General features: G+C 72.1%; 21 protein-coding genes and 1 pseudogene. 9 read left to right on the forward strand and 13 right to left on the reverse strand.

The genetic code is table 11. The features are described from left to right. Window position 1 precedes the first annotated feature (1 nt). Complete coding sequence (locus ACZ6YG_RS14885) at window positions 2-931, reverse strand: carbohydrate ABC transporter permease (RefSeq protein WP_466018275.1); 930 nt, start codon at window positions 929-931, stop codon at window positions 2-4. Then, window positions 928-2,271, reverse strand: a complete 1,344-nt coding sequence (locus tag ACZ6YG_RS14890) for an extracellular solute-binding protein (protein ID WP_466018276.1) — start codon at window positions 2,269-2,271, stop codon at window positions 928-930. The genes ACZ6YG_RS14885 and ACZ6YG_RS14890 overlap by 4 nt, the downstream gene beginning before the upstream one ends. A 286-nt stretch (window positions 2,272-2,557) precedes the next feature. Here ACZ6YG_RS14890 and ACZ6YG_RS14895 point away from each other — a divergent pair, with 286 nt between their 5' ends. Further along, a complete protein-coding gene (locus ACZ6YG_RS14895) occupies window positions 2,558-4,972 on the forward strand; it encodes a beta-xylosidase/alpha-l-arabinosidase (RefSeq protein ID WP_466018277.1) in 2,415 nt (804 codons plus the stop codon). 2 nt (window positions 4,973-4,974) lie between these two features. Beyond that, the gene (locus ACZ6YG_RS14900; RefSeq protein ID WP_219546636.1) at window positions 4,975-5,988 is read left to right on the forward strand and encodes a LacI family DNA-binding transcriptional regulator; all 1,014 of its coding nucleotides are present in this window, start codon (window positions 4,975-4,977) and stop codon (window positions 5,986-5,988) included. Between the two features lie 3 nt (window positions 5,989-5,991). Here the strand turns inward: ACZ6YG_RS14900 and ACZ6YG_RS14905 are convergent, their stop codons facing one another. Continuing rightward, window positions 5,992-8,502 (reverse strand): NACHT domain-containing protein, encoded by a 2,511-nt coding sequence (locus ACZ6YG_RS14905; RefSeq protein ID WP_466018278.1) that lies wholly within the window; start codon window positions 8,500-8,502, stop codon window positions 5,992-5,994. Further along, window positions 8,439-9,040 (reverse strand): annotated as a pseudogene (locus ACZ6YG_RS14910) (NACHT N-terminal helical domain 7-containing protein). Before ACZ6YG_RS14910 ends, ACZ6YG_RS14905 begins: the two are co-directional and overlap by 64 nt. A gap of 339 nt (window positions 9,041-9,379) precedes the next feature. Between ACZ6YG_RS14910 and fxsT the strand changes: the two are divergent. Next, a complete protein-coding gene (gene fxsT / locus ACZ6YG_RS14915) occupies window positions 9,380-11,887 on the forward strand; it encodes an FxSxx-COOH system tetratricopeptide repeat protein (RefSeq protein WP_466018279.1) in 2,508 nt (835 codons plus the stop codon). Window positions 11,888-11,892: 5 nt separating this feature from the next. Here the strand turns inward: fxsT and ACZ6YG_RS14920 are convergent, their stop codons facing one another. Together ACZ6YG_RS14920 and ACZ6YG_RS14925 are read right to left on the reverse strand one after the other, a co-directional pair. Further along, window positions 11,893-13,131, reverse strand: a complete 1,239-nt coding sequence (locus ACZ6YG_RS14920) for an FxsB family cyclophane-forming radical SAM/SPASM peptide maturase (protein WP_466018280.1) — start codon at window positions 13,129-13,131, stop codon at window positions 11,893-11,895. Window positions 13,132-13,262: 131 nt separating this feature from the next. Beyond that, entirely contained in the window at window positions 13,263-13,754 is a 492-nt protein-coding gene (locus tag ACZ6YG_RS14925; RefSeq protein WP_466018281.1) for a GNAT family N-acetyltransferase, read from the reverse strand. 121 nt (window positions 13,755-13,875) lie between these two features. On the opposite strand from ACZ6YG_RS14925, the gene ACZ6YG_RS14930 reads away from it, so the two are divergent. The 5 genes from ACZ6YG_RS14930 (at window position 13,876) to ACZ6YG_RS14950 (ending at window position 18,672) form a co-directional block, all read left to right on the forward strand. Continuing rightward, a complete protein-coding gene (locus tag ACZ6YG_RS14930; RefSeq protein ID WP_466018282.1) occupies window positions 13,876-15,909 on the forward strand; it encodes a M14 family zinc carboxypeptidase in 2,034 nt (677 codons plus the stop codon). A gap of 93 nt (window positions 15,910-16,002) precedes the next feature. Beyond that, window positions 16,003-16,524 carry a snapalysin family zinc-dependent metalloprotease gene (locus ACZ6YG_RS14935; protein WP_466018283.1) on the forward strand — a complete coding sequence of 174 codons (522 nt, stop codon included), beginning with the start codon at window positions 16,003-16,005 and terminating at the stop codon, window positions 16,522-16,524. A gap of 106 nt (window positions 16,525-16,630) precedes the next feature. Continuing rightward, window positions 16,631-17,788 (forward strand): mannose-6-phosphate isomerase, class I, encoded by a 1,158-nt coding sequence (manA, locus tag ACZ6YG_RS14940; protein WP_271278583.1) that lies wholly within the window; start codon window positions 16,631-16,633, stop codon window positions 17,786-17,788. Window positions 17,789-17,875: 87 nt separating this feature from the next. Then, window positions 17,876-18,307, forward strand: a complete 432-nt coding sequence (locus tag ACZ6YG_RS14945) for an Hsp20/alpha crystallin family protein (protein WP_148031517.1) — start codon at window positions 17,876-17,878, stop codon at window positions 18,305-18,307. A gap of 50 nt (window positions 18,308-18,357) precedes the next feature. Continuing rightward, window positions 18,358-18,672, forward strand: coding sequence for a MerR family transcriptional regulator (locus ACZ6YG_RS14950; protein WP_219546639.1), 315 nt, complete (start codon window positions 18,358-18,360; stop codon window positions 18,670-18,672). 14 nt (window positions 18,673-18,686) lie between these two features. Here ACZ6YG_RS14950 and ACZ6YG_RS14955 read toward each other — a convergent pair whose 3' ends face one another. Further along, window positions 18,687-20,813 (reverse strand): alpha-galactosidase, encoded by a 2,127-nt coding sequence (locus ACZ6YG_RS14955; protein ID WP_466018284.1) that lies wholly within the window; start codon window positions 20,811-20,813, stop codon window positions 18,687-18,689. Between the two features lie 121 nt (window positions 20,814-20,934). Here ACZ6YG_RS14955 and ACZ6YG_RS14960 point away from each other — a divergent pair, with 121 nt between their 5' ends. Beyond that, entirely contained in the window at window positions 20,935-21,708 is a 774-nt protein-coding gene (locus ACZ6YG_RS14960) for a hypothetical protein (protein ID WP_148031520.1), read from the forward strand. On the opposite strand, the gene ACZ6YG_RS14965 is transcribed toward ACZ6YG_RS14960, so the two are convergent. From ACZ6YG_RS14965 to ACZ6YG_RS14990, 6 genes are all read right to left on the reverse strand, one after another. Further along, window positions 21,665-22,891 (reverse strand): FAD-dependent oxidoreductase, encoded by a 1,227-nt coding sequence (locus ACZ6YG_RS14965; protein ID WP_148031521.1) that lies wholly within the window; start codon window positions 22,889-22,891, stop codon window positions 21,665-21,667. The genes ACZ6YG_RS14960 and ACZ6YG_RS14965 overlap by 44 nt on opposite strands. Next, window positions 22,888-23,445, reverse strand: coding sequence for a TetR/AcrR family transcriptional regulator (locus tag ACZ6YG_RS14970; RefSeq protein ID WP_466018285.1), 558 nt, complete (start codon window positions 23,443-23,445; stop codon window positions 22,888-22,890). Before ACZ6YG_RS14970 ends, ACZ6YG_RS14965 begins: the two co-directional genes overlap by 4 nt. A gap of 85 nt (window positions 23,446-23,530) precedes the next feature. Next, entirely contained in the window at window positions 23,531-24,571 is a 1,041-nt protein-coding gene (locus ACZ6YG_RS14975) for a PP2C family protein-serine/threonine phosphatase (protein WP_466018286.1), read from the reverse strand. A gap of 211 nt (window positions 24,572-24,782) precedes the next feature. Further along, complete coding sequence (locus ACZ6YG_RS14980) at window positions 24,783-25,127, reverse strand: TraR/DksA family transcriptional regulator (protein WP_271278579.1); 345 nt, start codon at window positions 25,125-25,127, stop codon at window positions 24,783-24,785. A 57-nt stretch (window positions 25,128-25,184) separates the two neighbouring features. Next, window positions 25,185-25,949 carry a rod shape-determining protein gene (locus ACZ6YG_RS14985; protein WP_466018287.1) on the reverse strand — a complete coding sequence of 255 codons (765 nt, stop codon included), beginning with the start codon at window positions 25,947-25,949 and terminating at the stop codon, window positions 25,185-25,187. Next, window positions 25,946-26,386 carry a TraR/DksA family transcriptional regulator gene (locus ACZ6YG_RS14990; protein WP_466018288.1) on the reverse strand — a complete coding sequence of 147 codons (441 nt, stop codon included), beginning with the start codon at window positions 26,384-26,386 and terminating at the stop codon, window positions 25,946-25,948. The genes ACZ6YG_RS14985 and ACZ6YG_RS14990 overlap by 4 nt, the downstream gene beginning before the upstream one ends. Window positions 26,387-26,465: the final 79 nt, after the last annotated feature.

Consider the following 26,465-nt stretch of genomic DNA (forward strand, 5'->3'; position numbering starts at 1 on the left):
GTCAGGCCCCTTCCAACTGGCTCGCACTGCCGTCGCGCCCGCCGAGCCTGCGCAGCACGAGCGCCAGGGCCAGGCCCACCAGGACGAGGATGACGGCGATGGCGCTGGCCGGGCCCATCAGGTTGGCCTGGTATCCCCGCTTGTACATGTCGAGCGCGAGCACCCTGGTCGCGTCGCCGGGCCCGCCCGCCGTCAGCACGAAGATCAGATCGAAGAGCGTCAGCGAGCCGACCACCATGAGGGTCGAGGACGTGATGATCGTGTACTTCAGCTGAGGCAGGGTGATGCTGAAGAACTTGCGCACCCGCCCGGCTCCGTCGAGCTCCGCGGCCTCGTACATCGAGCGCGGGATCTGCCGCACCCCGCCCTGGTAGAGCAGCGAGTGGAACGGGATGAACTGCCAGGACACCACGAAGATCACCACGCCGACGGCGAGGGGGCCCTCGCCGAGCCAGTCCTGCGCCAGGAAGTCCAGGCCCAGGCCGGCGCCGAGCCCGAAGTTCGGGTCGAGCAGCGCCTTGTACGTGATCGCGATGGCGGCCGAGCTGAGCAGCAGCGGGATGAAGTACAGCACGGCGATCAGCGTGCGGTAACGCTGATGGCCCGCCAGGAACACCCCGATGAGGATGCTGGCCGGCGTCTGCACCAGCCACGACAGGGCCATGATGAGGAACGTCACCCACAGGGCGTGCGGCAGCCCGGGATCGCTCAGCACCGCGCTCCAGCTCGCGAGCCCGCTGAAGGAGATGTCCTGGCTGAGCCCGTCCCACGTGGTGAAGCTCAGCGCGAGCACCCCGAGCAGGGGGATCACGCCGAAGGCGAGGAAGACCAGCAGGGCGGGGACGGCCAGCCACACCAGGGAGCCGCTGCCGCGCACACGGGTGGCGGCGGGCGGTCTCCCCCGGGGTGGAACGGTGACGATCGTGCTCACTTGCCGATGACCGCGTTCATGTTGGTGGCGAACTCCTGCGGCCCGATCGACAGCTGGAACAGCTTGGCGATGTTGTCGAGCAGCACCTCGGCGGCGGTCGGGCTGAGCGCCTGGTCCCACGACTGCTGGAAGACCTTGGCGTTGTTGGCGATGCCGACGACGAAGTTGAGGAAGTCGGCGTCCTCGGAGCCGGTGAAGAACTTCTCCGAGCCCTTGATCACGGGAACCGCGCCGGTGCCCACCCACTCCTCGGCCGACTTGTCGCTGACGACCTCGGTGGCGAAGAACTTCTTGGCGATCTCCTTCTGTTCGGGCGTGGCCTTGGCGGAGATCGACATGTACTGGCCGGGGTTGCCGACGGTGTTGCCGGGGTCGCCCTTGCCGCCGTCGATCGGCGGGAAGTTCATGTAGCCGAGGTTACCGCCGGAGACGAAGTCGCCGCCGTCCTGCTTCATGCTGCCGTACGTCCAGCCGCCGTGCACCATCATCGCGGCCTTGCCGGTGTAGAGCAGCGCCTGGTCGGCGTTGGAGTCGGCGGTGATGGAGGAGAAGCCCTTGATGAAGCCGTCGGCCTTGATCAGGTCCTGCATCTTGGTCAGCGCGTCGATGGCGACGGGGTTGGACCAGGCGTCCTTCTCCGCGTCGAACACGGCCTGGAACACCTCGGGGCCGCCCATGCGGTCGAAGAGGAACTCCAGCCACATCATGTTGGTCCAGCGCGACTGCCCGCCCAGCGAGAACGGCGCGATGCCCTTGGCGTTGAACTTGGGCACCAGGTCCATGATGTCGCCCCAGCTCTGGGGCGGCTCGGCGCCGATCTTCTCGAAGGCGCGCTTGTCGTAGTACAGGACGATCGGCTGCATCGTCTCGCAGGGGATCGCGTAGATCTTGCCGTCGACGGTCGCCGCGCCGAAGGACGAGGGGAACAGCTTGTCCTTGACGGCCGCGTTCTCGTCGAACCACGAGGTGAGGTCCTCGACCTGGCCGGCCTGCACGTAGCTGCGCAGACCGCCGCCGCCCCAGCCCCAGATGATCGTGGGCGCCTCGCCCGCGCCGATCGCCGTCTTGATCTTCGTCTTGAAGGCGTCGTTCTGGAAGGTCGTCCCCACGATCTTCCCGTTGGGGTTGGCCTGGTTGAACCGCTCCATGGTCCGCCTGCGGACGCCTTCCTGCGGCTCCGTCGACAGGTACCAGTAGCTGGCGGTGGCGCCACCACCGCCACCGCCGCTGGTGCTCGTGCTGCCGGGGCCGGAGGTGCCGCAGGCGGCGAGCGCGGCTCCCAGGGGCAGGCCCATGGACAGGGCGAGGAAGTTGCGGCGAGACGTTGTCCTGGATTCCACGCTGATCTCCGTACTCGAACGCCGGGGGATGGTGCCGCGGCTCCACAGTGTCGAAACATTTTCGAAACGACCGCGTGGCACGCCAATCTAGATTTCGGCCGAAGGGGTGTCAACCTCTCCCCGCACGAAACTCCCTCTCGGCAAGAGCGAGACGAGTGGGATACGCTCGCACGGGCGCCACGCTGGGTGATCTGGAGCCGAGAGCGCTCCCACGCCACCCCCGCGCAGCGCGTCCGAAATGTTTCGAAACTTTGCGGCAAAGAGCCGCCTCTAAGGAGAGCGATCAATGACGGCTCTAGATCGGCCGGCGGCGGGCCAAGCCCTCCGTCCCTGGCAGGATCCCGCGCTTCCGGTGGGGGAGCGGGTGGACGCCCTGCTGGCGGAGATGACGGTGGAGGAGAAGGTCGCGCAGCTCGGCAGCCGGTGGGAGGGCAACACCATGGGTGAGCCCGTCTCCGCCCCCGATCCGGGCGACGGCGGCACCGGCAACGTGGCCCCTTTGCAGGACGCGTTCGCCGCGTCGAACACCTCCCCGTTCCAGGAGGCGGTCCGCCACGGCATCGGCCATCTGACGCGGGTGCACGGCAGCCGCCCGGTGAGCCCCGCCGAGGGCGCCGCCGAGGTGGTCCGGTTGCAGCGTGAGGTGATCGCGCAGTCCAGGCTGGGCATCCCGGCGCTGGTCCACGAGGAGTGCCTGACCGGTTTCACCACGTACGGCGCGACGGTCTACCCGGCGGCGATCGCCTGGGCCGCCACGTTCGACCCCGAGCTGGTGGCCCGGATGGGCGCCGCGATCGGGCGCGACATGCGCGCCGTCGGCGTGCACCAGGGCCTGGCGCCCGTGCTGGACGTGGTCCGCGACTACCGGTGGGGCCGGGTCGAGGAGACGATGGGCGAGGACCCGTACCTCGTCTCGATGATCGGCTCCGCGTACGTGCGCGGGCTGGAGGGCGCGGGCGTCATCGCCACGCTCAAGCACTTCGCCGGCTACTCCGCCTCGCGGGCGGCACGCAACCACGGCCCGGTGCCGATGGGCCGGCGCGAGCTGATGGACATGATCCTGCCGCCCTTCGAGTCGGCCATCGAGCTGGGCGGCGCCCGCTCGGTGATGAACTCCTACTCCGACGTCGACGGCGTCCCCGCCGCCATCGACCCGTGGCTGCTGACCGAGGTGCTCCGCGACGACTGGGGGTTCACCGGGACCGTCGTCTCCGACTACTGGTCGATCCCGTTCCTGGCCACCATGCACCTCGTGGCCGCCGACGCCGGCGAGGCCGGGGTCCAGGCGCTCACCGCCGGCCTCGACGTCGAGCTGCCCGACACCCTCGGCTTCGGCCAGCACCTGGCCGAGCGGGTGCGCCGCGGCGAGCTGCCCGAGGAGCTGATCGACCGGGCGGTGCGCCGCCTGCTCACCCAGAAGGCGCAGCTCGGGCTGCTCGACCCGGACTGGACACCGCAGTCCTCGGTGACCGGCGCCGAGACCGTCGAGCTGGACTCGCAGGCCAATCGGGAGCTGGCCCGCGAACTGGCCGAGAGGTCCGTCGTCCTGCTCGACGCGGGCAGCGCGCTGCCCCTGCTCGGCGAGGGCCGCACCGCCCCGCGCCGGATCGCCGTCGTCGGGCCGTGCGCCGACGACCTGCGCACGTTCATGGGCTGCTACGCCTTCCCCAACCACGTGCTGCCCCGCTACCCCGGACTCGGTCTCGGCATCGACGCGCCGAGCGTGCTCGACGCGCTCCGCGCCGAGCTGCCCGGCGCCGAGATCGCCTACGAGCGCGGCTGCGACGTGCGCGACGGGGACCGCTCCGGGTTCGCCGCCGCGGCCGCCGCGGCCCGCGACGCCGACCTGTGCGTGGTCGTCGTCGGCGACCTGGCCGGCATGTTCGGGCAGGGCACCTCGGGCGAGGGCTGCGACGCCGACGACCTGCGCCTGCCCGGCGTCCAGGAGGACCTGGTGACCGAGCTGGCCGCCACCGGCACGCCGGTCGTCGTGGTCGTCGTCTCCGGCCGCCCGTACGCGCTCGGCGAGATCCACCCCAGGGCGGCCGGGCTCGTCCAGGCGTTCATGCCCGGCGAGGAGGGCGGCGCGGCCATCGCGGGCGTGCTGTCCGGCCGCGTCCAGCCCGGCGGCAGGCTGCCGGTGCAGATCCCGCGCACCCCCGGCGGCCAGCCGCACACCTACCTGCAGCCGCCGCTCGGCGCCGACAGCGACGGCATCAGCAACCTCGACCCGACCCCGCTCTTCCCCTTCGGGTACGGGACCTCCTACACCTCCTTCGAGCTCGGCGAGTTCCGGATCAGCGACACCGAGGTGCCAACCGACGGCGAGTTCACCGTCTCCGTCCGGGTCCGCAACACCGGCGCCCGCGCCGGAGACGAGGTCGTCCAGCTCTACCTGCACGACATGCTCGCCCAGGTCACCCGGCCGGTGCGGCAGCTCGCCGGGTTCGCCAGGGTCCGGCTCGAACCGGGCGCCGCCGCCGACGTGCGCTTCCGCGTGCACGCCGACCGCACCGCCTTCACCGGCCGTGACCTGCAGCGGATCGTCGAGCCCGGCGACATCGAGGTGCTCGCCGGCACCTCGGCCCGCGACCTGCCGTGCGCCGGCACCGTCCGGCTCACCGGGCCGCTGCGGGCCGTCGGCCACGACAGGCGGCTGTTCACACCGGTGGACGTGCACCCGGCGGGGGATCGGGACTAGCCGTGCCGGCCAAGCGCGCCACGCTCGCCACGATCGCGGCCGCCGCCGGCGTGTCGGTCGCGACCGTCTCGAAGGTGCTCAACGGCCGCAGCGACGTCGCGCCGGCGACCCGCTCGCTGGTGCTGTCGGCGCTGCGGCAGCACGACTACGTGGCCCCGCCGCCCCGGCGCGACGAGACCGCGGGCACCGTCGAGCTGCAGTTCGACTCCGACCTGAACGCCTACTCCAACGAGATCATCCAGGGGGCGGTGCGGGCCGGCGGCGAACTCGGCGTGTCCGTCGTGATCAGCATCCGCAAGGGCTCCGAGCGCACCAGCAGGTGGGCCAGGGAACTGGCGGCGACCGGCCGGCGCGCGCTGGTCGCCGTCACCAGCGAGCTGACCGCCGCCCAGCTCGCCGCCCTGGCCGAGGCCGGCCTGCCCCTGGTGGTGATCGACCCGCTCAACCTGCCGCGCACCCGCGTGACCAGCGTCGGGTCGACCAACTTCGCCGGCGGGCTGGCCGCCACCCAGCACCTGCTCTCCCTCGGCCACCGGCGCATCGCCTACCTGGGCGGCCCCGCCACGGCGGCGTGCAACCAGGCGCGGCTTCACGGCTACCGCGCCGCCATGGAGGCCGAGGGCGTGGCGGTGCGCCAGGAGTACATCCAGCACCGCAGGTTCCGCTACGGCGACGGCGTCGAGGCCGGCGCCTGCTTCCTCGCCCTCCCCGAACCGCCGACCGCGATCTTCGCAGGCTGCGACGAGACCGCGTTCGGCGTGATGGAGGCCGCGCGGGCGCGCGGCCTGCGCGTCCCCGACGACCTCAGCGTCGTCGGTTTCGACGACACCCAGATAGCCCGCATGGCCTCACCACCGCTGACCACCGTCCGCCAGCCGCTCCGCGAGATGGGCGGCGTCGCCCTCCGGCGGGCCCTGCGCCTGGCCGCCGGCGAACGGATCGACTCCCACCACATCGAGCTCGCCACCGAACTCGTGGTACGCGGCTCGACCGCCCCCGCCGCACCCCGGCAGTAGCCCTCATGCCAGACCGAGCTCGGCGACGGCCGTGCGCATCCTCGACTCGATCGACGGCTTGTTGTGGTGCAGATGGAGGCGGTCGAGGGTGAGCACGCCCCGCAACCGCGCCGCGTCCAGCGCCAGGTGGCCGAGGACGACGTCGCGGTACGCGAGAGCGTCCGTCTCGGCGAAGGGCGCGAACGCCTGGCTCATCCGCAGGCACTCGGCGTACGCGTCCGCGAGGTCGGCGGCGGCGCACGCCCTGCTGGACAGCATCCACATGCGGAGCAGGGCGTGCGCCGGCGACTTCGCCTGGTCCTCCCAGTAGCCGGCGACCGTCGTCAGGGATCTGCTCAGCTCGGGCGCCAGCGGGGCCACCGCGTGCAGCAGCAGTTCCTCCTCGTACCCGCAGAGGAAGTGGAGGCTCCTGGCCGCCATCTGGAAGTCCTCGTACATCCAGGAGACGTGCCCGCGGTCGGCGTCCTCCGGCGCCTTGTCGTAGGTCCAGTAGAGGTCGCCGTCCGGCGGGGACGAGGTGTCCCGCCCCGCCCAGCGGATCAGCACCGTGCGCTCGCCGTCCCTCCAGGTGCGTTCCACGTCGAGCACCCGGGCCAGGTTCACCCAGGCGTTGTAGGGGACCTGCGACCTCCAGAAGCGGGTGAGGCTCCGCCACCTGCTGACCACCTGCATCGGCTCGGGGAAGAGCTCCTTGCCGCTGACGGTGCCGCCGCAGATGGCGAGCAGGATGAGCAGGTTCAGGCTGTAGACGGCCAGGCGCAGGGGCAGCGTGCGCAGCTCCTTGACGCGGCCGGGCCGGTAGGAGCCGTACTGGGAGGACGTCCGGGCGTAGAGCGCGTCGCGGAAGATCTCCAGCAGGGTGGTCTTCAGCAGTTCCCGCGTGTCCGGGGGCAGATCGGCCAGGAGGTCCTGGAGGAATTCGAGAACGGACTCCCGGGCCGAGAGCGGGGCATGGGATAACAGGGCGTGCAGGAAGTCGTCGTCGTGCCGGACGGGCCGCGCGTGGCTCCGATGCCCGCGCGCCACCTCGGCCAGGTCCAGGATCTCCAGCACCGTCAGCCGGGCCACCAGGTATTCGCCGAAGGTGGAATGCAGGAACTCGTAACTCTTGCGTTTCTTGGTGTCCTGTATCGCCTGGGACTCGTGCACGAAGAAGAACTTGCCCACGACGAGCTCGCCGGGATCGAGAGGCGCCTGGAACTGGTTCGTCTTCCGTGCCGCCGTCTCGGACAGGAGTATGACGAGATCGCTGGACAGCTCGTCGCCGGTGACCCACTGGCTGTTGCGGTTGAACATGGCGAACGCGACCACGGACAACCGGGTGAGCTCCCGTCTGACGGCCCAGTTGACGTCCCGGTCGGGCAGGCCCCGCCCGCTCTTCAGCGCTTCCCGCTCGGCGAACCGGACGAGGAGCCTCTCGTAGAGTTCGGCGCGGCCCAGACGCACTCCCACGAGCCGGAGCGCGTTGCCGTCCATGTCGTACAGCCCCAGCATCATCAGCAGCAGGGGCTGCGCGGCGAGTTCCCTGAGCCCGCGCACCGTGTCCAGGTCGAGCGGTTCCAGCCGGCGGCTGCGGAAGTAGCCGGTGTGGCGGGCGTTCCACATGCCGACCCACTGCGCGATCTGGCGGTCCCCGAAAGGCTCCAGGTGGATCACCACGGTCTCGCTGGGCAGGCGGGCCCGATCGGCGACCACCGTCCGGCTGGTGACCATCACCGCGGTCGGTCGTGACTGCTCCGCCTCCCGCGCCTGGAACGCGGCCACCTTCTCCAGATAGTCCGAACTGCTGACGCCCGTCACCTGCAGAAGCTCGTCGAAGCCGTCGAGGATGATCACGGCGACGGTGTTCGTGTCCGGACGGTGCAGCATGGGCCAGTGGATGGACTCCCCGGTGGCCTGCCGTACCGCGCTCTCGATCTGCGTCTGCAGGTCGTGCTCGGCCTGCACTTCGCGCAGCGGCACGCGGACCACGAGGAACTCCTCGGGCGGGAGCTGAGCCGCCACGATCTTGGTGAGCAGGGACTTGCCGGCTCCCGGCTGCCCCAGGACGAGCAGGGGCGACTGGGTGGCGGCGGGGTGGGTGAGATAGCCGAACAGGAACCCGCGGAGATCGTCCCGCACCGGGAAGGCCTGCCACCAGCGTTGTTCGGCGGGCCGGGCGGCGCTGTCCGTCACCGCCTGCCGGAAGGACGGGACGATGTACGCCTCGGCCAGGGGCGGCATCCGCACCTCAGGGGGAAGATCGGCCACCGAGACGATGGGCTTGTCCAGCAGGGCCTGGTAGGAGCGGGACAGCGCGGCCCGGACTCCCTCCGCACGCGGGCCGGTCGCCACCGACAGGAGGTCCCGGCGCAGGTCGGTCAGACCGGCACCGAGGTCGCCGATGAGGGCCCGCGTCGCCTGGTGGTCGGTGCGGTTCACCCAGGACCCGACCTCCGGCACCTCGGTGCTCAAGCGGTGGAAGAGCTCCTGATATGTCTCCAGGGCGGCGGTGGGCACCTCGTCGAGGACCACCGCTCCGCCCGCTCGCGCTCGGCCTCACGGAGTTCCTCCCAGAGCCGCAGGCCCCGCAGGAAGTCCAGCAGCCGCTCCGCGAGGCCCTCGTAGTACGCGCCCAGGAAGACCAGGACCCGTTCGTGGGTTGCGTGGGACCCGGGCAGGGGAGCTTGGCGCGCAGGAGGTGTTCCGCGAGGTCGCCCAGCCGGTTGGACGAGGCGTCGGGAGCGCCGGCCAGGCGTGCCTGCTCCGCCTTGAACAGGCTCAGGCCCGGACCGAGGAACCGGCCGCCCTGCCTGACCGTGTCGAAGAACCCGGTGAGGACGATGACGGCGTGCGCGGCGGCGACCCGTTGCGTCCGCCGATACCGGCCCAGCCCGAGCCGTCTGTCTTGCAGGGCTGCACTCGCGTCCCGGCTCAGCCGGGCGAACTCGGCCTTGGCGTCGAACAGCCCGAGGAAGAACTCCGGCTCGACCCCGGTGAAAGCCAGCAGGAAGCCACCGGTCAGCCGATCGAGCCGGCTGACCACCTCGCTCGGCTGACCGAGGAGTTTCATGGCGTCGGTGTAGCTGAACCAGCCTGCGGTTACGGGTCAAGCTTCACCACAAAGGGTGATCGGTCGTCCACGCTTTCGACTTTGATGTGACTCCCGGGTTATACAGCGGAAGTCCCCGGCGCCGTATTAAGTGCTGTCGGTAGCGCGAGAAAAGGTGTTTCCCTTTTTCAGCAGTCTTCGCACGGGGTGCCTTTGTCGAACCGCGCGTAGTCTTCGGCGAAGGCCTGTCTTGACGGCATCTATCGTTCGTATGCTGCCCCTTATTCGAGCAGTGCAATCGTCCGATCGACGCATGAGGCGGGGAGGGCGGCGCGGGTGACCGACGGACCGAGTGTCACGATGACAGGTGCCGGTGACCATCCCGAGGTGTGGAAGGTCCCGCCCCGCAACAAGAACTTCACCGGGCGCGAGGAGCTGCTCAACCGGCTGCGCAGCGACATCGCCGGCAAGGTCACCGCCGTGGTCCCGCACGCCCTGTACGGTCTCGCCGGTGTCGGCAAGACACAGGCGGCGGTCGAGTACGCGCACCGCTTCCGGCAGCACTACGACCTCGTCTGGTGGGTGCCCGCCGACCAGCCGGGCCTGGTCCGTACGACGTTGGCGCAACTCGCCCCTCGCCTCGGCCTGCCCGAGCCGTCCGCGATGGGCATCGAGGAGGCCGCGGCCGCCGTGCTCGACGCGCTCCGCCGCGGCGTTCCGTACTCCGCGTGGCTGCTGATCTTCGACAACGCGGACGAGCCCGCGGACTTCACCGACGTCATCCCGTCCGAAGGTCCCGGGCACGTTCTCGTCACATCCCGCAACCATCGCTGGGAGAACGTGGTCGACACCGTCGCCATCGACGTCTTCCAGCGGGAGGAGAGCGTCCAGTTCTTCAAACGGCGGATGCGCCGCGCGATCACCGACGAGGACGCCAACCGGCTCGCGGACGCTCTCGGCGACCTCCCCCTGGCGCTCGAACAGGCGGCCGCTCTGCAGACCGAGACCGGCATGCCGACCGACGAGTACCTCAGGCTCCTGGAGGAGCGGACGAGCCGGCTGCTCAGCGAGGGCAAGCCTATCGAGTACCGGCACTCCATGACGGCCGCCTGGGAGCTGTCCATGGCGCAGCTCAAGAAGCAGTCGCCCGAGGCGATGGAGCTCCTCCGCTGCTGCGCGTTCTTCGGGCCCGAGCCCATCCCGCGGGCGGTCTTCGCCCCGGTCGAGGGACCGGTCCGCGCGCAGACGGCCGAACTCGTGGCGGACCCGATCCGCCTGGGCAGGGCCATCGGCAAGCTCAACAAGTACGCCCTGGTCCGCATCGACAACGAGAGCCGCCTGCGCACGCTTCAGGTGCACCGCCTCATCCAGGCGCTCGTGCGCGAGGAGCTGCGTCCGGAGGAGCACCAGTCCATCCGCTCGGAGGTCCACTCGCTGCTCGTGGGATGGGCCCCGAGCGACCCGGACGTGCCGGCCGCCTGGGCCCGGTACGACGCCCTGCTCCCGCACATCGCGCCCGCGAAGGTGGCGGAGAGCCTGCGGCCGGGCGTGCGCGACTTCGCGCTCAACGTCGTCAACTACCTCAGCGCCTCCGGCAACCACGTCTCCATGCGCGAACACGTGCGGGTGTTCAGGGAGCAGTGGACCAGGGACTCGGGCCCGGAGGACGTGTACGTGCTCAAGGCGACCAAGGCCGAAGGCGACCTGCTGCGCTACCTCGGGAAGTACAACGAGGCGTTCGAGCTGAACACCAGGACGCTCGCCTCGCTGCGTCAGGCGGTCGGCAACGAGAATCCCGAGACCCTGGCCCTGCTCAACGGGATCGGGGCCGATCTCCGTGCCAAGGGGCTCTTCCGCGAGGCGCGTGAGCATGACACCAACTCCGTGAACCTCCACAAGAAGGTCCTGGGGCCCGGACACGTGCGCACGCTGCGGGCGATGAACAACCTGGCGATCGACCACGGGCTCCTGAGCGACTACTGGAAGGCCCGGGAGATCCTGGAGGAAGCGCTCCGGACCCAGCAGGGCGAACGCCAGGACCAGACGGGAACCGTCCTGAACCTGTGGAACAGCCTGAGCCGGGCGGTGCGCGGCTGCGGCGAGTACGAAGAGGCGTGCGATATCGGCCACGACGCCCTGGCCTACGGGCAGGAGCAGCTCGACGCGGATCACTACCGCATCCTGCTGGCCAAGAAGGACCTGGCCATCTCGCTGCTACGGGCGGGCGACAGGGCGGAGGCGCTCGAGATGGCCCGGGAGGTGCACGCGCGGTACGTCCGGCTCTACGGTCTGGAACATCCCGGCACTCTCGCCGCCGCGGCCTGCCTGTCCAACTCCCTGCGCGTCAACGACGAGGCGGAGAAGGCCTTCAAGCTCGCCGTCGACACGATGGAGCGCTTCCCCAAGCTGTACGGCGCCGAGCACCCCTACACCTGCGGCTGCGTCAGCAACGTCGCCCTGCTGCACCGGGTGAGAGGCCGGCCGGAAGAGGCCCGCAGGCTCAACCAGCAGGCGTTGGAGGGCATCGAGAAGAGGCTCGGACGCGACCACCACTACTCCCTCATCATCGCCATCAACCTCGCCAGCGACCTGGCGGAGCTGGGCGACCTGGAGGCCGCGTGCCGGCTCGGCGAGGACAACCATCTGCGGTTGACCGCCCTGCTGGGCGAACGGCACCCCACGACCCTGGCCGCGGCGTCTAACCTGTCGGCGGACCTTCGCGCGTCGGGACGTGAGGAGGAGGCCGAGATCCTCTTCGAGCGGACCATGGAGCACTACGCCGCCACCCTGGGCAGGGAACACGCGGACGTCAAGGTGGCGGCCAACCAGCGCCATCTCGACCTGGACATCGACCCGCCACCGATCTGACGCCGTCAGCCGCCGGGACCGGCCGAAGCCTGGCGGGCCTTCCGGTCGGCGTCGAACCGGCGCCGGACATGGGTGATGAGCCGGTAGAGGTCCAAGCAGTAGACCGACGGGTTGCGGAAACCCGCGCCCGGACGGTAGCGGTGGGAGTAGAGCCCCGCGCCGCAGATCTGGTGGATGTCACACGCCGCGCACGTGTCGGACAGCGCCCTGGCTCCGATCTGGCGGGCGGCCACGGCGGGCAGGAGCAACGCCCGGTCGAACGGGTCGCGCAGCACGTGCAGAGGTGTCGCGGCGGCGCCGGGATACGCCGCCTTGAGGGTGTCCACCTGCTCGATGCCGCCGTTGGTCTCCACCACGACGTGCGCGGCGGGAGACAGCCCCACGGACTCGCTGCGAGAGGCCCTCCCCGCCGCCAGCAGCATGATCTGGTGGAAGAGCCTGATGTGCGTCTCTCTGCGCGGCGCCTCGTACCACCTGTCGAAGATCCGGATGAGCCACTCACCGTAGTGCGGGTGCTCGGGCGACCAACCCGGCGGGGGCGTGTTCCAGTTGCCGTGGGGGAGGAGGAAGTCGACGAAGGGCGGGCCGACCTCCAGGAGCGCCTCGTAGGTGGCCACGGGGTCGTTGGCGAGGTCGATCGTGCAGAGCAGCCCTCCGAAGAGGTGGCGGTACTTCTCCGTGGTGAGCAGGTCGAGCCGGGCCCAGACCTCCTCGTAGCTGCCCTCGCCCATGGGCCGGCGGCGGTGCCGGTCGTGCTCCTCGCGACCGCCGTCCAGGCTGACGCCGACGCGCACGCCCAGGTCGGCGAACAGGTCCAGGAACGGCCCGTCCAGCAGGGTGCCGTTGGTCTGCACCTGCGCCGTGAGCCGGACGCCGGGAGGCATCGCCTGGCGCAGCGCGGACACCGCGTAGCGGAGGTGATCGACGCCGGCGAGCAGCGGCTCGCCGCCATGCAGGACGACCTCGACCAGGTCCAGGCCGTGCGAGCGGGCGTGCTCGGCGATCCGCGCGGCCGCGCTGTCGATGATCGGCCGGGACATCCTGCGCGGCTGGAGACGCCAGCCCTGATCGGCCATCTCGTACATGTAGCAGTAGTCGCACGCGAGATTGCACCAGCTGTGCAGCTTGAGGACGAACTGGTGGAACGCGGTGGGCCGCCAGCCGCCCTCCAGAAGCCGCTGGACATCGAGATCCGCAGGCCACTCGACGCCGGGAGCGGCGTCGGCGCCCCCGTCGTCCAGCACGCTGATCAGCTCCCCGGCCGAGGACGAGCGGCCCCAGGTACGGCAACGAGAGTTCCCGAGCCGCGAGGTCGCTAAACGCGCTGCCGCGTCACTGTCCCGTCGGCCCGACGCAGCATGCCGGACGTGATGAATCACCGTTCGTGGTCGCGCCACAGCCCGCCGACGTGGATGCGGGTCACGGTCGCACGATCACGCTGGAATCCCACCTCGGCGGCCAGCTTCAGGCACGCCTCGTTGCCGTGCTGGATGTCGGCCTCGACGCGGTCCAGCGCGAGCAGGGTGAACGCGTAGCCGAGGCCCAGTCGCACGCCGTCGCGCATGTAGCCCCGGCCCGCCGTGGCGGCGAAACCGCCGAAGCCGATGGTGGCCCGGTGCTCGTCGCCCCGGACGATGCCGCGGAGGTTGACGAACCCGGCCAGCCGGCGCGTGTCGCTCACGCACACCACCAGGCCGACCGCCGTGACACCGTCGAAGCGTCCCACGTAGTCCTCGAACGCCTCGGCGGACGTCGGCGGACTGACCCAGCCGTGATGGAGGCTCCGGCTCGCGCCGGACAGCGCGACGAACTCCTCGGCGTCGTCCGCCCTGACGCGCCGCACGGTGACGCGGGAATGTCCAGACACCCGCCCATTGTGCTGGGGCGAGATCGATCAGCGCAGTACCCTCGCGACGGAACCTTGGGTCTTGCCGGAGTCGCCGGTTCGGCCTTCAATGACGGCCATACGGCGATCACCGGAGGAACCGATGCGTGGCTCACGGGCGTCCGCAGTTGTCCTGGCGATGGTGCTCACGACGTTCGTGGCCGCCGAGCCGTCGCTCCCGGCGGTCGCCGGCCCCGCCGATCCGGAGCCCGCCTCGCTGGTGACGCTCACGGTGCCCGACCGGGCCGCGCTGGAGCGGCTGGTGGGCTCGGGCGCCGACCTCACCGGCCGGGTGCGGCCGCAGCCCGACGGCAGCATCCGCGTCGACGCCGTGGTCACCCCCAGCCGGCTGGCCGAGCTGCGCCCGCTCGGCGCCACCCTGGCCACCGGCACCCCGGCGCCCGCCCCCGAGCACCGCGGCGGCACGAAGGACCGCATCGTGGTCGAGCGGGCGGTGTGGTTTCAGTCCCGCGACGGCTACTTCCTGTCGGTCGAGGCGTCCAGCAGCGCCGGCGCCGACGCCGCGCTCACCGTGACCTGGAAGGGCAAGGGCGGCGCGACCGGCCAGGTCGAGATGGTCCCGTACGTGGACGCCGGCGCCTATCTGGGCCACCAGTTCAGCGTCCCGGTGCCCGCCGGCGTCAGGCCGGACCGCGTCACCATCACCTCCGCCGCGGGTGGCAAGGCGGAGGCGCGGGTCGGGGAGTGGCCCGACGGCGAGCGGCCCGACCGCGACCGGCCGGGCTACCAGAAGGACTTCATCACCCAGTACATGCCGCCCGCGCAGCTCAACGCCCGGATCAAGGACCTGCACCGCCGCTTCCCCGCCCTCACCGAGATCATCGAGCTGCCCCACCTGACCAACGGCTACCGGCGCCACGCCCAGGCCCTCATCGGCACCCCGCCGAGCGCCGCCGTCGTGGTCACCTCGCGCGCGTACGGGTCGGAAGGCGGCAACGACCTGGCCGTGGAGCTGTCCGACCCGGGCGCGGCCGACCGGCCGCTGGAGGTGGTCGTGGACGGCAAGCAGGTCAGGGTCAGCCTGGCCACCGACGGCTCCGGCACTCCGGTGAGCACCGCCGCCGAAGTCGCCGCCGCGATCACCGGCGCGCCGGGCAGCCCGGTGACCGCCGCCACGTACCGGACCGACCCGGGCGCGGGCGTCCTGGCGCCCGCGCCGCTCACCCAGCTCAGCGACTTCCTCGGCGCGCCCGCGGACGTGTCGCGGGAGCCGTGGCGGGTGCTGGCGCTGCGCATCGGCACGCACCGGGACGGCTCGCGCACCGGCGTGCTCGCCTACGCCCAGGAGCACGCCAGGGAGTGGGTGACGCCGCTGGTCACCATCGAGGCGGCCGAGCGGCTGCTGCGCAACTACCCGCGCGACCCGGCCACCAGGAAGCTGCTGCGGCGCGCCGACATCTTCATCGTCCCGACCGTGAACCCCGACGGCGCCAACTACTCCTTCTACGACTTCAACGCCCAGCGCAAGAACATGACCAACCACTGCCCGGCAGCCCAGTCCGACCCGGCGCTGCGGAACACCTGGGGCGTGGACGTCAACCGCAACTACGCGGTCGGTTCGCTGTTCGACGGCTACTTCGGCGCCTCGGCCAACTGTCAGAGCGGCACCTACGCCGGGCCCGGCGAGCACTCCGAGCCGGAGAGCCGCAACGTGATCTGGCTGGCGGAGACGTACCCGAACATCCGGTTCGCGCTCAACGTGCACAGCTACGGCGGCTACTTCATGTGGCCGCCCGGCGCCTACCGGCTCGACGGCCGCGTCACCCTGCCCAGGCCCAGCCGTCAGCAGGAGGCGTACTTCCTGCGCTCGGCCCGCACCATCCTGGAGGCCATCGCCGCCGAGCGCGGCACCGTCACCTGGCCGCAGCAGACCGGGCCGGTCACCGACGTGCTCTACTCGGCCGCGGGCAACTCCGCCGACGAGCTCTGGTACGACCACGGCGTCTACGGGTGGGACTTCGAGGTCGGCAGCGACCTGTGGAACCCGCGGACCGGGGCCTGGGAGGGCGTCGGCTTCCAGCCGCCGTTCGCCGAGGGCCACGCCGAGGCCATGGAGTTCGCCGCCGGCCTCATCTCCCTCATCGGCGTCGCCGCCGACTACCGAGAGGACCGGTGAACCCATACCGCGGTGATAGGGGCAAAGTGCCTTGTCCCCGGACGATGCCGTCGCGTCTACCGTGACAGCACCCCCACTGTCCGAGGAGACACGATGCCAAGACCCCTCCGTCTCGCGCTCTCTCTCATCCTCACCCTGGCCTTCCTGCTGGCCACCACACCCGCGCAGGCCACCGCCCTGGTCAGGGTGCTCCGCTACGACGCCAGCCGGGCGGCGGAGTTCCGCGGCGCGGTCGACCAGGCCGCGCAGATCTGGAACGCCAGCGTCGTGAACGTCCGGCTCGTCGCGGGCACGCCCGCCGACTTCGTCGTCGTCGCCGACAACGGCTGGCCCCGCGCCCAGCCGACCAGCCTGGGCCGGGGCCGGATCTGGATGGGCCGCCAGGCCACCGACCAGGGCTACCACCCGGTCCGCATCGCCGCCCACGAGATCGGCCACATCCTGGGCCTGCCCGACCGGCGCACCGGCCGTTGCACCGACCTGATGTCCGGCTCCAGCGCCCCCGTGAGCTGCACGAACGCCAACCCGAGCGCCGCCGAGCGGGCCGAGGTGGACCGCAACTTCGCCGGCAGCACCCCGCAGGCCGAGTTCGGCAGGCTGTACGTGGACCGCTGAGCCCGGCCGTGACCGGGGCGTACGACCGGCCCGGCGACGCGGCCCGCTGATCGATCGTCCCTAGACTGGTGCCGTCCCGCAGCCCCGTCCCAGAGGAGCAGACGACGTGACGGCACCGATGCGGCTGGCGCCGGTGATCCAGCCCTACGCGTGGGGGTCGCCGACCGCCTTCCCCGAGTTGTTCGGCACCCCCGCGACCGGCGAACCGCAAGCGGAGATGTGGATGGGCGCCCACCCGGCCGCCCCGTCCACCGTGGGCGGGGTCCCGCTCACCGAGCTGATCGCCCGTGACCCGCTGGGCATGGCCGGGGCGTCCGGCCCCGGCCTGCCCTACCTGCTCAAGGTGCTGGCGGTGGCGGGCCCGCTGTCGCTGCAGGTGCACCCGACGGCCGAGCAGGCGCGGGCCGGGTTCGCCCGCGAGGAGGCCGCCGGGGTGCCGATCGGCGACCCGGCGCGCACCTACCGCGACCCGTTCCCGAAGCCGGAGATGGTGTGCGCGCTCACGCCGTTCCACGGGCTCTGCGGCTTCCGCGCGCCGGACGAGGCGGCGGACCTGCTGGAGAGCCTGGACATCCCCGAGACGGGCCGCTGGGTGGAGACCCTGCGCGCCCGCCCCGCCGGTGAAGCGCTCCGCGAGGTCTTCCAGGACATGCTCGGCGACGCCTCCAAGGACGCCCGCGAAGCGGTGGAGCACGCCCTGACGGGCGCGCCCTCCCGCGGCGGCTCCGGTCCCGCGGGCGGACTCGCCGTGTACGCGGAGCTGGCGCGTGCCTATCCGGGGGATCCGGGTGTGGCCGCCGCGCTGCTGCTCAACCACGTACGGCTCCAGCCCGGCGAGGCGATCTTCCTCGGCGCCGGGGTGCCGCACGCCTACCTGGGCGGCGTCGGGGTCGAGATCATGGCCAACTCCGACAACGTGCTGCGCTGCGGCCTGACCGGCAAGCACCGCGACGTGCCCGAGCTCATGCGGATCGTCGACTTCACGCCCGCGCCGCCGCACCGGGTCCGGCCGTCCGCGGACGACGGGCGGCACGGCTACCACCCGCCGGCCACCCAGTTCGCGCTCGTCCGCCACGACCTCACCGAGGGGGCCGCGCACACCGTGCCGGGCGGGGTCCCGCAGATCCTGCTGTGCACCGGTGGCCACGCCGTCGTAGGCGGGCTCACATTGGGGCCCGGCGAGTCGGCGTTCGTCCCGGCGAACGCCCCGGAGCTGCCGCTGACGGGGGAGGGGACCGTGTTCCGCGCCCTGCCCGGCGGCTGACGCGGAGGCAGTTGCCTTCTCGTGGAGTCTGACGTAACCTGCAAGTGTAGTTGGAGGTTAGCACCTAGCCAGCGAGGAGGTTCAGACATGCTCCTGACGACCGTCGACCCGTTCCTGCAGGAGTTCGAGCGCCAGTTCGACCGGCTCACCCGTCAGGCCTTCGGCGCCGGCGGAGCCGTCATGCCGATGGACGGCCTGCGCCGCGACGACGACGTGGTGCTCCGCTTCGACCTGCCGGGCATCGACCCCGGCTCGATCGAGGTCACCATCGACCGGGGTGTCCTCAGCGTCAGCGCCCACCGTGAGGAAGAGACCGGAGCCGACGAGCGTCTCTTCGTCCGCGAGCGTCCCATGGGCGCGTTCACCCGCCGGATCTACCTGTCGGAGCACCTCGACAGCGACAAGATCGACGCCGCCTACGCGGACGGCGTCCTGACCGTGCGGATCCCCGTCCTCGAGCGCGCCAAGCCGCGCAAGGTCGAGATCCAGCGCGCGGACGTCAAGGCCATCAGGCGCTGACGCCGCACCGCGCGGGGGGCGGCTCCCCGCCCCCCGCCCCGGAGGAGGCCATGATGTCCCAGCTGCCGATCGACGACGATCACGCGCCGCTCTACACGCTCGGGCAGGTGGCCGACATGCTCCGGGTCCAGCAGGCGTTCCTGCGCCGCCTCGACCAGCACGACGTGATCAGCCCCCGGCGCTCCCCGGGCGGCCAGCGGCGCTACTCGCGCCGCGACATCCTGGTCGTGCGCCACGTCATCGGGATGACCGACCAGGGGATGACGCTGGTCGCCGTCCGCCGCATCCTCGAACTGGAGGCCGAGCTCGATCGGCTCCGCGAGGAGCTGGCGGAGGAGCGGCGGCGGCAGAGCCGGCCGGACTGACCGCCGGTCGCCCGTCACACCGCCGTGAGGTGGATCAGCACCGCGTCGTCCGGAGACAGCGACGGGATCCCGATGCCGGAGACGCCCAGCGCCCGCCCGGTGAGCACGTGCTCGCCCGTGACCCAGACCGGGTCGCCGTTCCGCGGCCGGGAGCGCACCGGCGTCAGCGGGCGGACGCGGTAGGCGGTGCCGGGGTCGAGTCCCGGCAGCCGCAGCAGGCCCGGTGGCCAGGTGACGGGCAGCGCCAGCATGGCGACGGCGAAGATCGCCTCGGAGCCGTCACCGGCCACCACCCCGTGCGCCTGGAAGCCCTCAGGCGCCTCGTCCAGCCGCACCGCCGTCCCGGTGTGCAGCAGCTCCCGGTGCCGCTTGTGCAGCTCGATCCAGGCGGCCACCTCGGCCAGCTCGGTCTCGGTCAGCGTGGTGAGGTCCCACTCCAGCCCGAAGTGTCCGAAGAACGCGGTCACCGCGCGGAACGGCAGCGCGTGGACGCGGCCGGTGGTGTGCGAGCGGGGCGCGCCGACGTGGCTGCCGATCAGCTCCGGCGGCAGCAGCTGCGCGGTCCAGCGCATGATCTGCTGCCGTTCGGTCGAGTCGATGCAGTCGCTGGCCCAGACCCGGTCGGTGTGCTCCAGGACGCCCAGGTCCACCCGGGCGCCCCCGGACGAGCAGGACTCGATCTCCAGCCCCGGACGGGCCGCGCGGATCTCGGCCAGCAGCCGGTAAAGGGCGAGCGTCTGCTCGTGCACCGCGGGCCTGCCGGTCTCCGCCCAGCCCGCGTCGACCAGGTCGCGGTTGTGGTCCCACTTGACGTAGTCGATGTCGTACTCGCCGATCAGGGCCAGCAGCCGTTCCTTGACGTAGGCGTACGCGTCCGGGTGCGCGATGTTGAGCACCTGCTGGTGACGGGCGGTGGGCGGCAGCCGGTCACCGGCCCCCATGATCCACTCGGGATGGGCGCGGGCCAGGTCGGAGTCCGGGTTGACCATCTCCGGCTCGAACCACAGCCCGAACTCCATGCCGTGCGCCCGCACCCGCTCCACCAGAGGCTTGAGCCCACCGGGCCACACCTCAGGGTCGACGTACCAGTCGCCGAGCCCGGCCCGGTCGTCGCGCCGGCCCCTGAACCAGCCGTCGTCCAGCACGAACCGCTCCACGCCGATCCGGGCCGCCCGGTCGGCCAGCTCGGTCAGCCGGTCCAGGTCGTGGTCGAAGTAGACGGCCTCCCACGTGTTGAGCACCACCGGCCGCGGCGCCGGCGGATGGGACGGGCGGGCGCGCAGGAAGCCGTGGAAGCGGTGCGCGGCCTCGTCGAGCCCGCGCCCGTACGCCGCGTACATCCACGGCCCCGGGTACGACTCGCCCTCGGCGAGCACGACCTCGCCCGGCAGCAGCAGCTCGCCGCCGCCGAGGTGGGTGCGGCCGGTGTGGACGCGTTCGGCGTAGGAGAGGTGGTTGCCGCTGAACGCGACGTGCACCCCCCACACCTCGCCGCGCCGGAAGCCCGCGTCCGGGGTGGTGGCGAACAGCACGGTCGCGGCGTCGGCGCCGGTCCGGCCGTGGCGGCCCTCGCGCAGGTGGGTGCCGACGGTGATCGGCCGCCGCTGCGGGACCCGTTCCTTGGACCAGCGGCCGGCCTGGTCGAGCAGGTCGGTGGCGACGGCGGGCACCGGCAGCGCCAGGTGCAGCGCCTCCAGCGTGTACGGGTCCGCGTGGTCGTTGCGCAGCCCGGCCCTGGCCCGCAGCAGCCCCGAAGAATGCAGCTCGACGGTGAGCGACAGCGTGAGCCGGGCGCGCGGGTCGGCGGCCTCCGCGGTGAGCGCCCGCACCCCGCCGCCCTCTTCGAGCCCGTACGTGACGGCGGTGAAGGCGGGCGACCAGTCGCGGCCCGCGCGGTGACCCCGCAGGCCGGGCATGCCGGTCCAGCCGGTGCGCGCCTCGGGGACCAGGCCGGTGCGTACGGGGACGTCGGAGGTCAGGTCGAGGCGGGGGCGCAGCGAGGAGGCCAGCGCGGCCAGCGCCCGGTCGTCGAGCGGGCCCAGGTCGGGCCCCCAGTGCAGGATGGCGGGCAGGGCGTCGGAGGGGCATTCGATCACCACGGAGACCCCGGAGGCCCTGAAGTGGTGGATGACAGGCTCCATGCGCGTCTTTCTGGGTGAGGGGACAACGCTCGGCTCGATCGTTTCACACGGCCCCGAGACGTCCCCGTGATGATCGTCTGCGAGGATGCCCCGATCCCGTACTGATCATGAAGGACATCCGATGAAGCGTGCCATAGCCGCGCTGGCGGGCGCCGCCGCCCTCCTCGCCGCCGCCCCCGCCCATGCGACCGCCCCGGCCGACCCCGTGAAGGTCCTGCAGAAGCGGCTGGCCAAGGGCACGGGGCTGAAGTTCACCGACACCGTCTCGTACATCGACCTGGAGGGGACGACGGCGGCGCTGCGCCGCACCGGGAAGCTGACGCTGGACCGGAAGGGCGCCGCCGCCGTCGAGGTGCGTGCCCGCACCGTGAAAAACGACGCGGACCACCTCGGAGGCATCGTGGACGACGAGCGGGTGATCGCCGTCGGCAAGCGGACCTACGTCAAGGGGGGCATCCTGTCCCGCAGCGCGCCGGAGGGCAAGACCTGGGTCAAGCTCCCCCGCGCCTCTCTCGGCCTGGGCGGCCGGTACAGCCAGACGATCAACCCGGCCGAGCCCGCCACGCTGAAGGCGCTGATCACCTCCGGCGAGAAGTCCGGGCGCACGTACACCGGCAAGATCAGCGAAGGAGAGCTGTGGAAGATCTCTTCCTGGTTCCGGCTCTCCAAGGTGATCAAACCCACGGATCCGGAAGTGCTGGAGTACCGGCTCACGCTGAGCGCGGGCGAGCTTCCCGCGAGGCTCGTCACCACCTTCCCCGCCGCGTCCGGACCGTGGCGGCGCAGCCACAACGGCGGCGAGACGATCAGCGTCGACACCCGCTACACCGGCTGGGGGAGCAAGGTGCGCATCAGCGCTCCGGCCAGGAGCCAGGTGCATGAGGTGAAGCGCTGAACAGCTCGTGACCTCCGGGGCCGAGCCTGCCCGCCAGCAGCCGCCCCGCGCCCGGCAGCGCGGCCAGCCGCAGCAGCCAGTCGCGGGCCGCGATCCGGCCCCGGCTCGGCGGCGCCATCCACTTGACGAACCGGCGGCCGAACCGCTGCACCCGCGCCACGGGCCCGCGCATCCGCGCCTCGTAACGCGCCGCCGCGGCGGGCACGTCCGCCAAGAGCCCTCCGCCGGGCGCCGCCGCGGCGGGCACGTCAGGTCCGCCACCGGTCAGTTCCTCCGCGAGCACCCGGGCCGCCGCCATCGCCAGCGACGCCCCGTGCCCGGCGAACAGCGACACCGCCTGGCAGGCGTCGCCCAGCAGCACCACCCGGCCCCGGCTCCACGCGTCCATCTCCACCTGGCTCACCTGGTCGTAGTACAGCTCCGGCGGGTCCGGGCAGTGCGGCAGCACCCGGGGCAGGATCCAGCCCAGGTGCCCGTACCGCTCACGCAGCGCGGCAGCGGGGGCGGCGGGCCAGGCCGGATCGGGCTCGCGGTGCAGGAACAGCATCGCGAGCCGGCCGCCGCGCAGCGCGTACGCGCCGGCCATCATCCCGGGAACGGTCAGCATGCGGTAGCGCACGCCCACCCGCCGGCTCAGCTCCTCGTCGTCGAGCGAGTACGCGGCCACGTGGTGGCCCAGGTAGCGCACGAACCGCTCCCGCGGCCCGAAGACCAGCTCCCGCACCCGCGAGTGCACGCCGTCGGCGCCCACCAGCAGGTCGGCGTCCCGCCACGTCCCGTCGGAGAGCAGGACGCGCACGCCGCCTGAGCCCTGCTCCACCGCGTCCACGGTGAGCCCGTACCGCACGGGCGAGCGCACCCGGTCGGCGACGGCCCGCGCCAGATCGCCGCGGAGCAGGCTGGTCACCCCGTACGCGCCGGGCGGCAGCGTCAGCCGGCTGGTGGTGCGCCCGTCCCCGTCCACGTAGCCGAGCTCGTTCACCTCGTAACGCAGCTCGCGCAGCCTCTCGCTCAGCCCCATCCGCGCGGCCACCTCGGCACCCGGGCCGTAGAAGTCGATCATGTAGCCGCCGTCGCGGAACGACCCGGCCCGCTCCACCAGCTCCACGTCCCACCCGGCCCGCTCCAGATGCCAGGCCAGCGTCAGCCCCGCGATGCCGGCGCCGCACACCACCGCTCTCATCGCGTCCCCTCCCGCACCAGGGCCAGCAGCGGCGCGGCCAGCCGGTCCGGATCGAGGGCGGGGTCGAGCGCGCGATGCAGCACGATGCCGTCCATCGCCGCCGCCAGCACGGCCGCCACCGCGTCCGCGTCGCCCTGGTGCCCCCGCTCGCGCAGCCACGCCGCCACGACCGTCCGGAACCCGCCGACCTGCCCGCGCAGCCGCTCCCGCAGCTCCGGGATCCGGGTGGCGGCCAGGTAGAGCTCCGCGACCAGCAGCGACGCGGGGTCGGTGCCCGGATAGCGGCCCAGCTCGGCCATCATCCAGCGCACCCCGTCGCCGAGGTCGGCGTGCCGCGCCAGGCCGCCCGCGAACTCCTCCAGCAGCCGCCCCGTCACCTCCGTGCCCGCCTCGGCCAGCAGGTCCGTCACCGACGAGAAGTGGTAGTGCACCACCCCCGGCGCGACCCCCGCCCGCTCGGCCACCATCCGCGTGGACACCCCGCCCCAGCCCGCCTCCACGATCAGTGGCACGGCCGCGTCGAGCAGCCGCCGCCGTGTCGGAACCGCTGTCATACACCCTCCTTTTGGACGAACGCCTTGGACGACTGTCCAACACACTACGCGCGAAGGCCCGGAAAGGTCCAGCGGAGGGATCTACTCAGGAGAGATGGCGGCGCAGCAGCAGCATCGCGGCGTCGTCCGGCAGCGGGCCGCCGACGTGCTGGATCAGGTCGGCGCGCAGCGCGTCGAGGGCTTCCTGCGGCTCACCGGCCAGCAGGAGCCCGGTGCGGTCGGTCAGCGGGTAGAAGTCGCCGGCGCGGTTGCGCGCCTCGATCACCCCGTCGGTGAACAGCAGGATCTGGTCGCCCACGCCGAACGCCACCCGGTGCGGCTTGGGCCGGTCGGTCGCGAGCGCTCCGAGCCCCAGCGGCAGGCTCTCCTCCGGCGGATCCACCGTGATGATCTTCCCCTCGCCGCGGATCAGCAGCGGCGCGGGATGCCCGAAGTTCAGCAGCGAGATCTCCTCGTCGTGCACCTCGGCCAGGATCGCCGTCACGAACGTCTCCGCGCTCAGGTGGCGGCCCAGGCTGGCCTCCAGCCGCTCGCCCACCTCGGTCAGCTCGCTCATGTCGTACGCGGCCTCGCGGAAGGCGCCGAGCACCCACGCGGCGGTCTCCACCGCGGTCAGCCCTTTGCCCTGCACGTCGCCGATCAGCAGCCGCACCCCGTGCGGTGTCGTGACCACCTCGTACAGGTCACCGCCGATCTGCGCCTCCGCCGCCGCCGACGTGTACGACAGCGCGATCCGCAGGTCGGCGGCCCGGCGCGGCACCGGCCGCAGCAGCACCCGCTGGGCGGCCTCGGCGACCAGGCGCACGTTGGCCAGCTCGCGCTCGCGGCGCAGCCGCAGCCGGCTGACGATCATGCTGGCCGCGGTGACGCCCGCGACCGTGGCGATGGTGATGTTGTTCTGCCGGGTCAGCAGCGTGCCCTGGTATTGCGCCAGGGGCACGCACAGCGCCAGCGCGGCCACGCCCACGAAAGCGGTCCTGCGCACGCTCCCGTACACGGAGGCGAACGTCGGGCCCAGCGTCAGCAGCGGGAGGAAACCCAGATCGCGGCCGGCCATCAGGTCGGTCACCGCCACCGCGAGCAGCACGGCGAACGGCAGGTAGCGCAGCACGACCTGCGATCTCACCGGAGCCCCTCGCCCCGTCGCCGCCCAGTCCCGACCCGCGCTCCCAGCACTTTCCTCCCCGAGCGTGCACGAACTCCCGGCCGTGAGACGTCAACGGCGCGCCGAGACAATCATGGCCGATCAAGGCGGTTTCGTTACCGACCGTTTCCCAATCGTAAGTCTTACCTGCCGCGCGCCCCGGGAAAGACGCGCGGCTATCTGGACCGGATGCTCAGCGGGCTTCGTGCCGCTGACGGCAGGGCACGCAGTGCCGGGTCAGCGGCCTGATCTTCAACCGCTCGAACGGGATGCTGGTGCCGCAGTCGGCGCAGCGGCTGTAGCTGCCGTCCGCCAGCCGCTCCAGGGCGTCGCGGATCTCGGTGATGGTCCGCTCGGTGGAGGCCAGGTCGGCCAGCACGCCCTGCTTGGAGCCGTCGTCCGTGCCACCGCCTCCCTCCACCAGTGCCCGGAGCTCGTCCAGCCTGGAGGCGCGCCACATGAGCTGGCTCTGCAGGTTCTCGCTGATGGTCTGGACCTGGACTTCGCTGAGCATGACGTGCTCGTCGTGCTGGGTCATGGAATGCGTCCTTACGTGAGAGAGAGGTGTTCGTAGCTGCGGAAGAGGGGACGGCGCTCAGGCCGTGGGAAGGGCGAGCAGTGCCGCCATGGGAGGCAGGCACAGCCGCGCCAGCCCGCGCACGGTGGCGTGCGCGGGTTCGGGGGCGCTGCTCACCGTCATGCGCAGCCTGGAGCACAGGCGCCCCGCCAGCCCGGCTTCCGCCGCGCCGCCGCCGGTGAGCATCAGCCCGCCCTCGCGCGCCGCCGGGCGCAGCCGGGCCGGCAGGCGGGCCAGGAGTTCGGCCGCCATCTCGGTGACGCGGTCCTGGACGTGCGCGGGCAGCGACCCGTCGCCATCGGTGGGCAGCTGGACGGCGACGGCGTCGGTGACGGCGGCGTCCCTGATGACCACCGCCTCGATGATGCCCGCGCCGACGTCCATCAGAAGCCGGGGGCGCGGGCCGGTGATGTCCAGGCCGCTGCCGAGCGCGGCGGCCAGCGGCTCCTCCACCACGGTCGCCGGACAGCCTGCGGCCCGCTCGACGATGCCGGTGACCGTGGCCCGCTCGGCGGGCGAGGCGGTCACCGGCACGCCCACCAGCACCCGGCCGGGCGTCCGCGCGCCCTCGGGCAGCGCGGTGCGCAGCACCTGGTCGACCAGCCGCGCGCAGGCGGCGACGTCGGCGACCAGGCCGTGCCTGACCGGCCGGGCGGAGCCGGGCACGCCGGACGGCTCGTCGACGATCGAAGGGTGGCCGAAACCGATCAGGCGGATCCGCGCGGTGCCGAGATCGACCGCGGCCCTGTCGTCCAGCCAGGAAACGCGGCCGTTCCCGGTCACGTCCCGTTCCCCGCCTCGTCTCCGGCTCCAGGTCCCGGCGGGACGGCCGCCTCGGGCCGGCTCCGCTCCGGGACTCCCGCGGGGGCCGGGCGCGGCGCCGGGATCTCGGTGGCGCCGGAGGGCCCCTGCCGCTCCCTGGTGCCGGCGCAAGCGAGGCAGAGCTGCTCGTGCGGGATGCGGCGCAGCACACCGTACGGAATGAAGGCGCCGCAACGCACACAGGTGCCGTACAGGCCGCGGTCCATCCGGGCGAGCGCCGACTCGATCGCGTCGCTCTCCCGGCGGGCGAGCCCGGCCAGCGCCGCGGAACCCGCCGTCACGGCGGCCGACAGGTCGGCGCGAGCGGCGGCGAGCCGCTCCTCCAGCAGGTCGCGCAGCTCCTCAAGCCGCGCACGGTGCTGGTCGTAGTCCTGCATGAGTGTCTGCAATGAAGCCATGAGGCATCGCTCCTAGCCTGAGAGATCCGGCGCGTACGCCGAGGAGGCCCCGCGCCGCGACAGCACGGGGAGGGAGGAT

Source organism: Nonomuraea sp. NPDC054003 (assembly GCF_055585125.1).

What these genes read in the sequence shown, in the direction of transcription:
- ACZ6YG_RS14990 (WP_466018288.1), bottom strand. Translation starts at nt 26,386, where the DNA reads ATGGCTTCATTGCAGACACTCATGCAGGACTACGACCAGCACCGTGCG.
- ACZ6YG_RS14930 (WP_466018282.1), top strand. Translation starts at nt 13,876, where the DNA reads ATGCGTGGCTCACGGGCGTCCGCAGTTGTCCTGGCGATGGTGCTCACG.
- ACZ6YG_RS14945 (WP_148031517.1), top strand. Translation starts at nt 17,876, where the DNA reads ATGCTCCTGACGACCGTCGACCCGTTCCTGCAGGAGTTCGAGCGCCAG.
- fxsT (WP_466018279.1), top strand. Translation starts at nt 9,380, where the DNA reads ATGACAGGTGCCGGTGACCATCCCGAGGTGTGGAAGGTCCCGCCCCGC.
- ACZ6YG_RS14955 (WP_466018284.1), bottom strand. Translation starts at nt 20,813, where the DNA reads ATGGAGCCTGTCATCCACCACTTCAGGGCCTCCGGGGTCTCCGTGGTG.
- ACZ6YG_RS14980 (WP_271278579.1), bottom strand. Translation starts at nt 25,127, where the DNA reads ATGACCCAGCACGACGAGCACGTCATGCTCAGCGAAGTCCAGGTCCAG.
- ACZ6YG_RS14895 (WP_466018277.1), top strand. Translation starts at nt 2,558, where the DNA reads ATGACGGCTCTAGATCGGCCGGCGGCGGGCCAAGCCCTCCGTCCCTGG.
- ACZ6YG_RS14965 (WP_148031521.1), bottom strand. Translation starts at nt 22,891, where the DNA reads ATGAGAGCGGTGGTGTGCGGCGCCGGCATCGCGGGGCTGACGCTGGCC.
- ACZ6YG_RS14935 (WP_466018283.1), top strand. Translation starts at nt 16,003, where the DNA reads ATGCCAAGACCCCTCCGTCTCGCGCTCTCTCTCATCCTCACCCTGGCC.
- ACZ6YG_RS14970 (WP_466018285.1), bottom strand. Translation starts at nt 23,445, where the DNA reads ATGACAGCGGTTCCGACACGGCGGCGGCTGCTCGACGCGGCCGTGCCA.
- ACZ6YG_RS14960 (WP_148031520.1), top strand. Translation starts at nt 20,935, where the DNA reads ATGAAGCGTGCCATAGCCGCGCTGGCGGGCGCCGCCGCCCTCCTCGCC.
- ACZ6YG_RS14950 (WP_219546639.1), top strand. Translation starts at nt 18,358, where the DNA reads ATGATGTCCCAGCTGCCGATCGACGACGATCACGCGCCGCTCTACACG.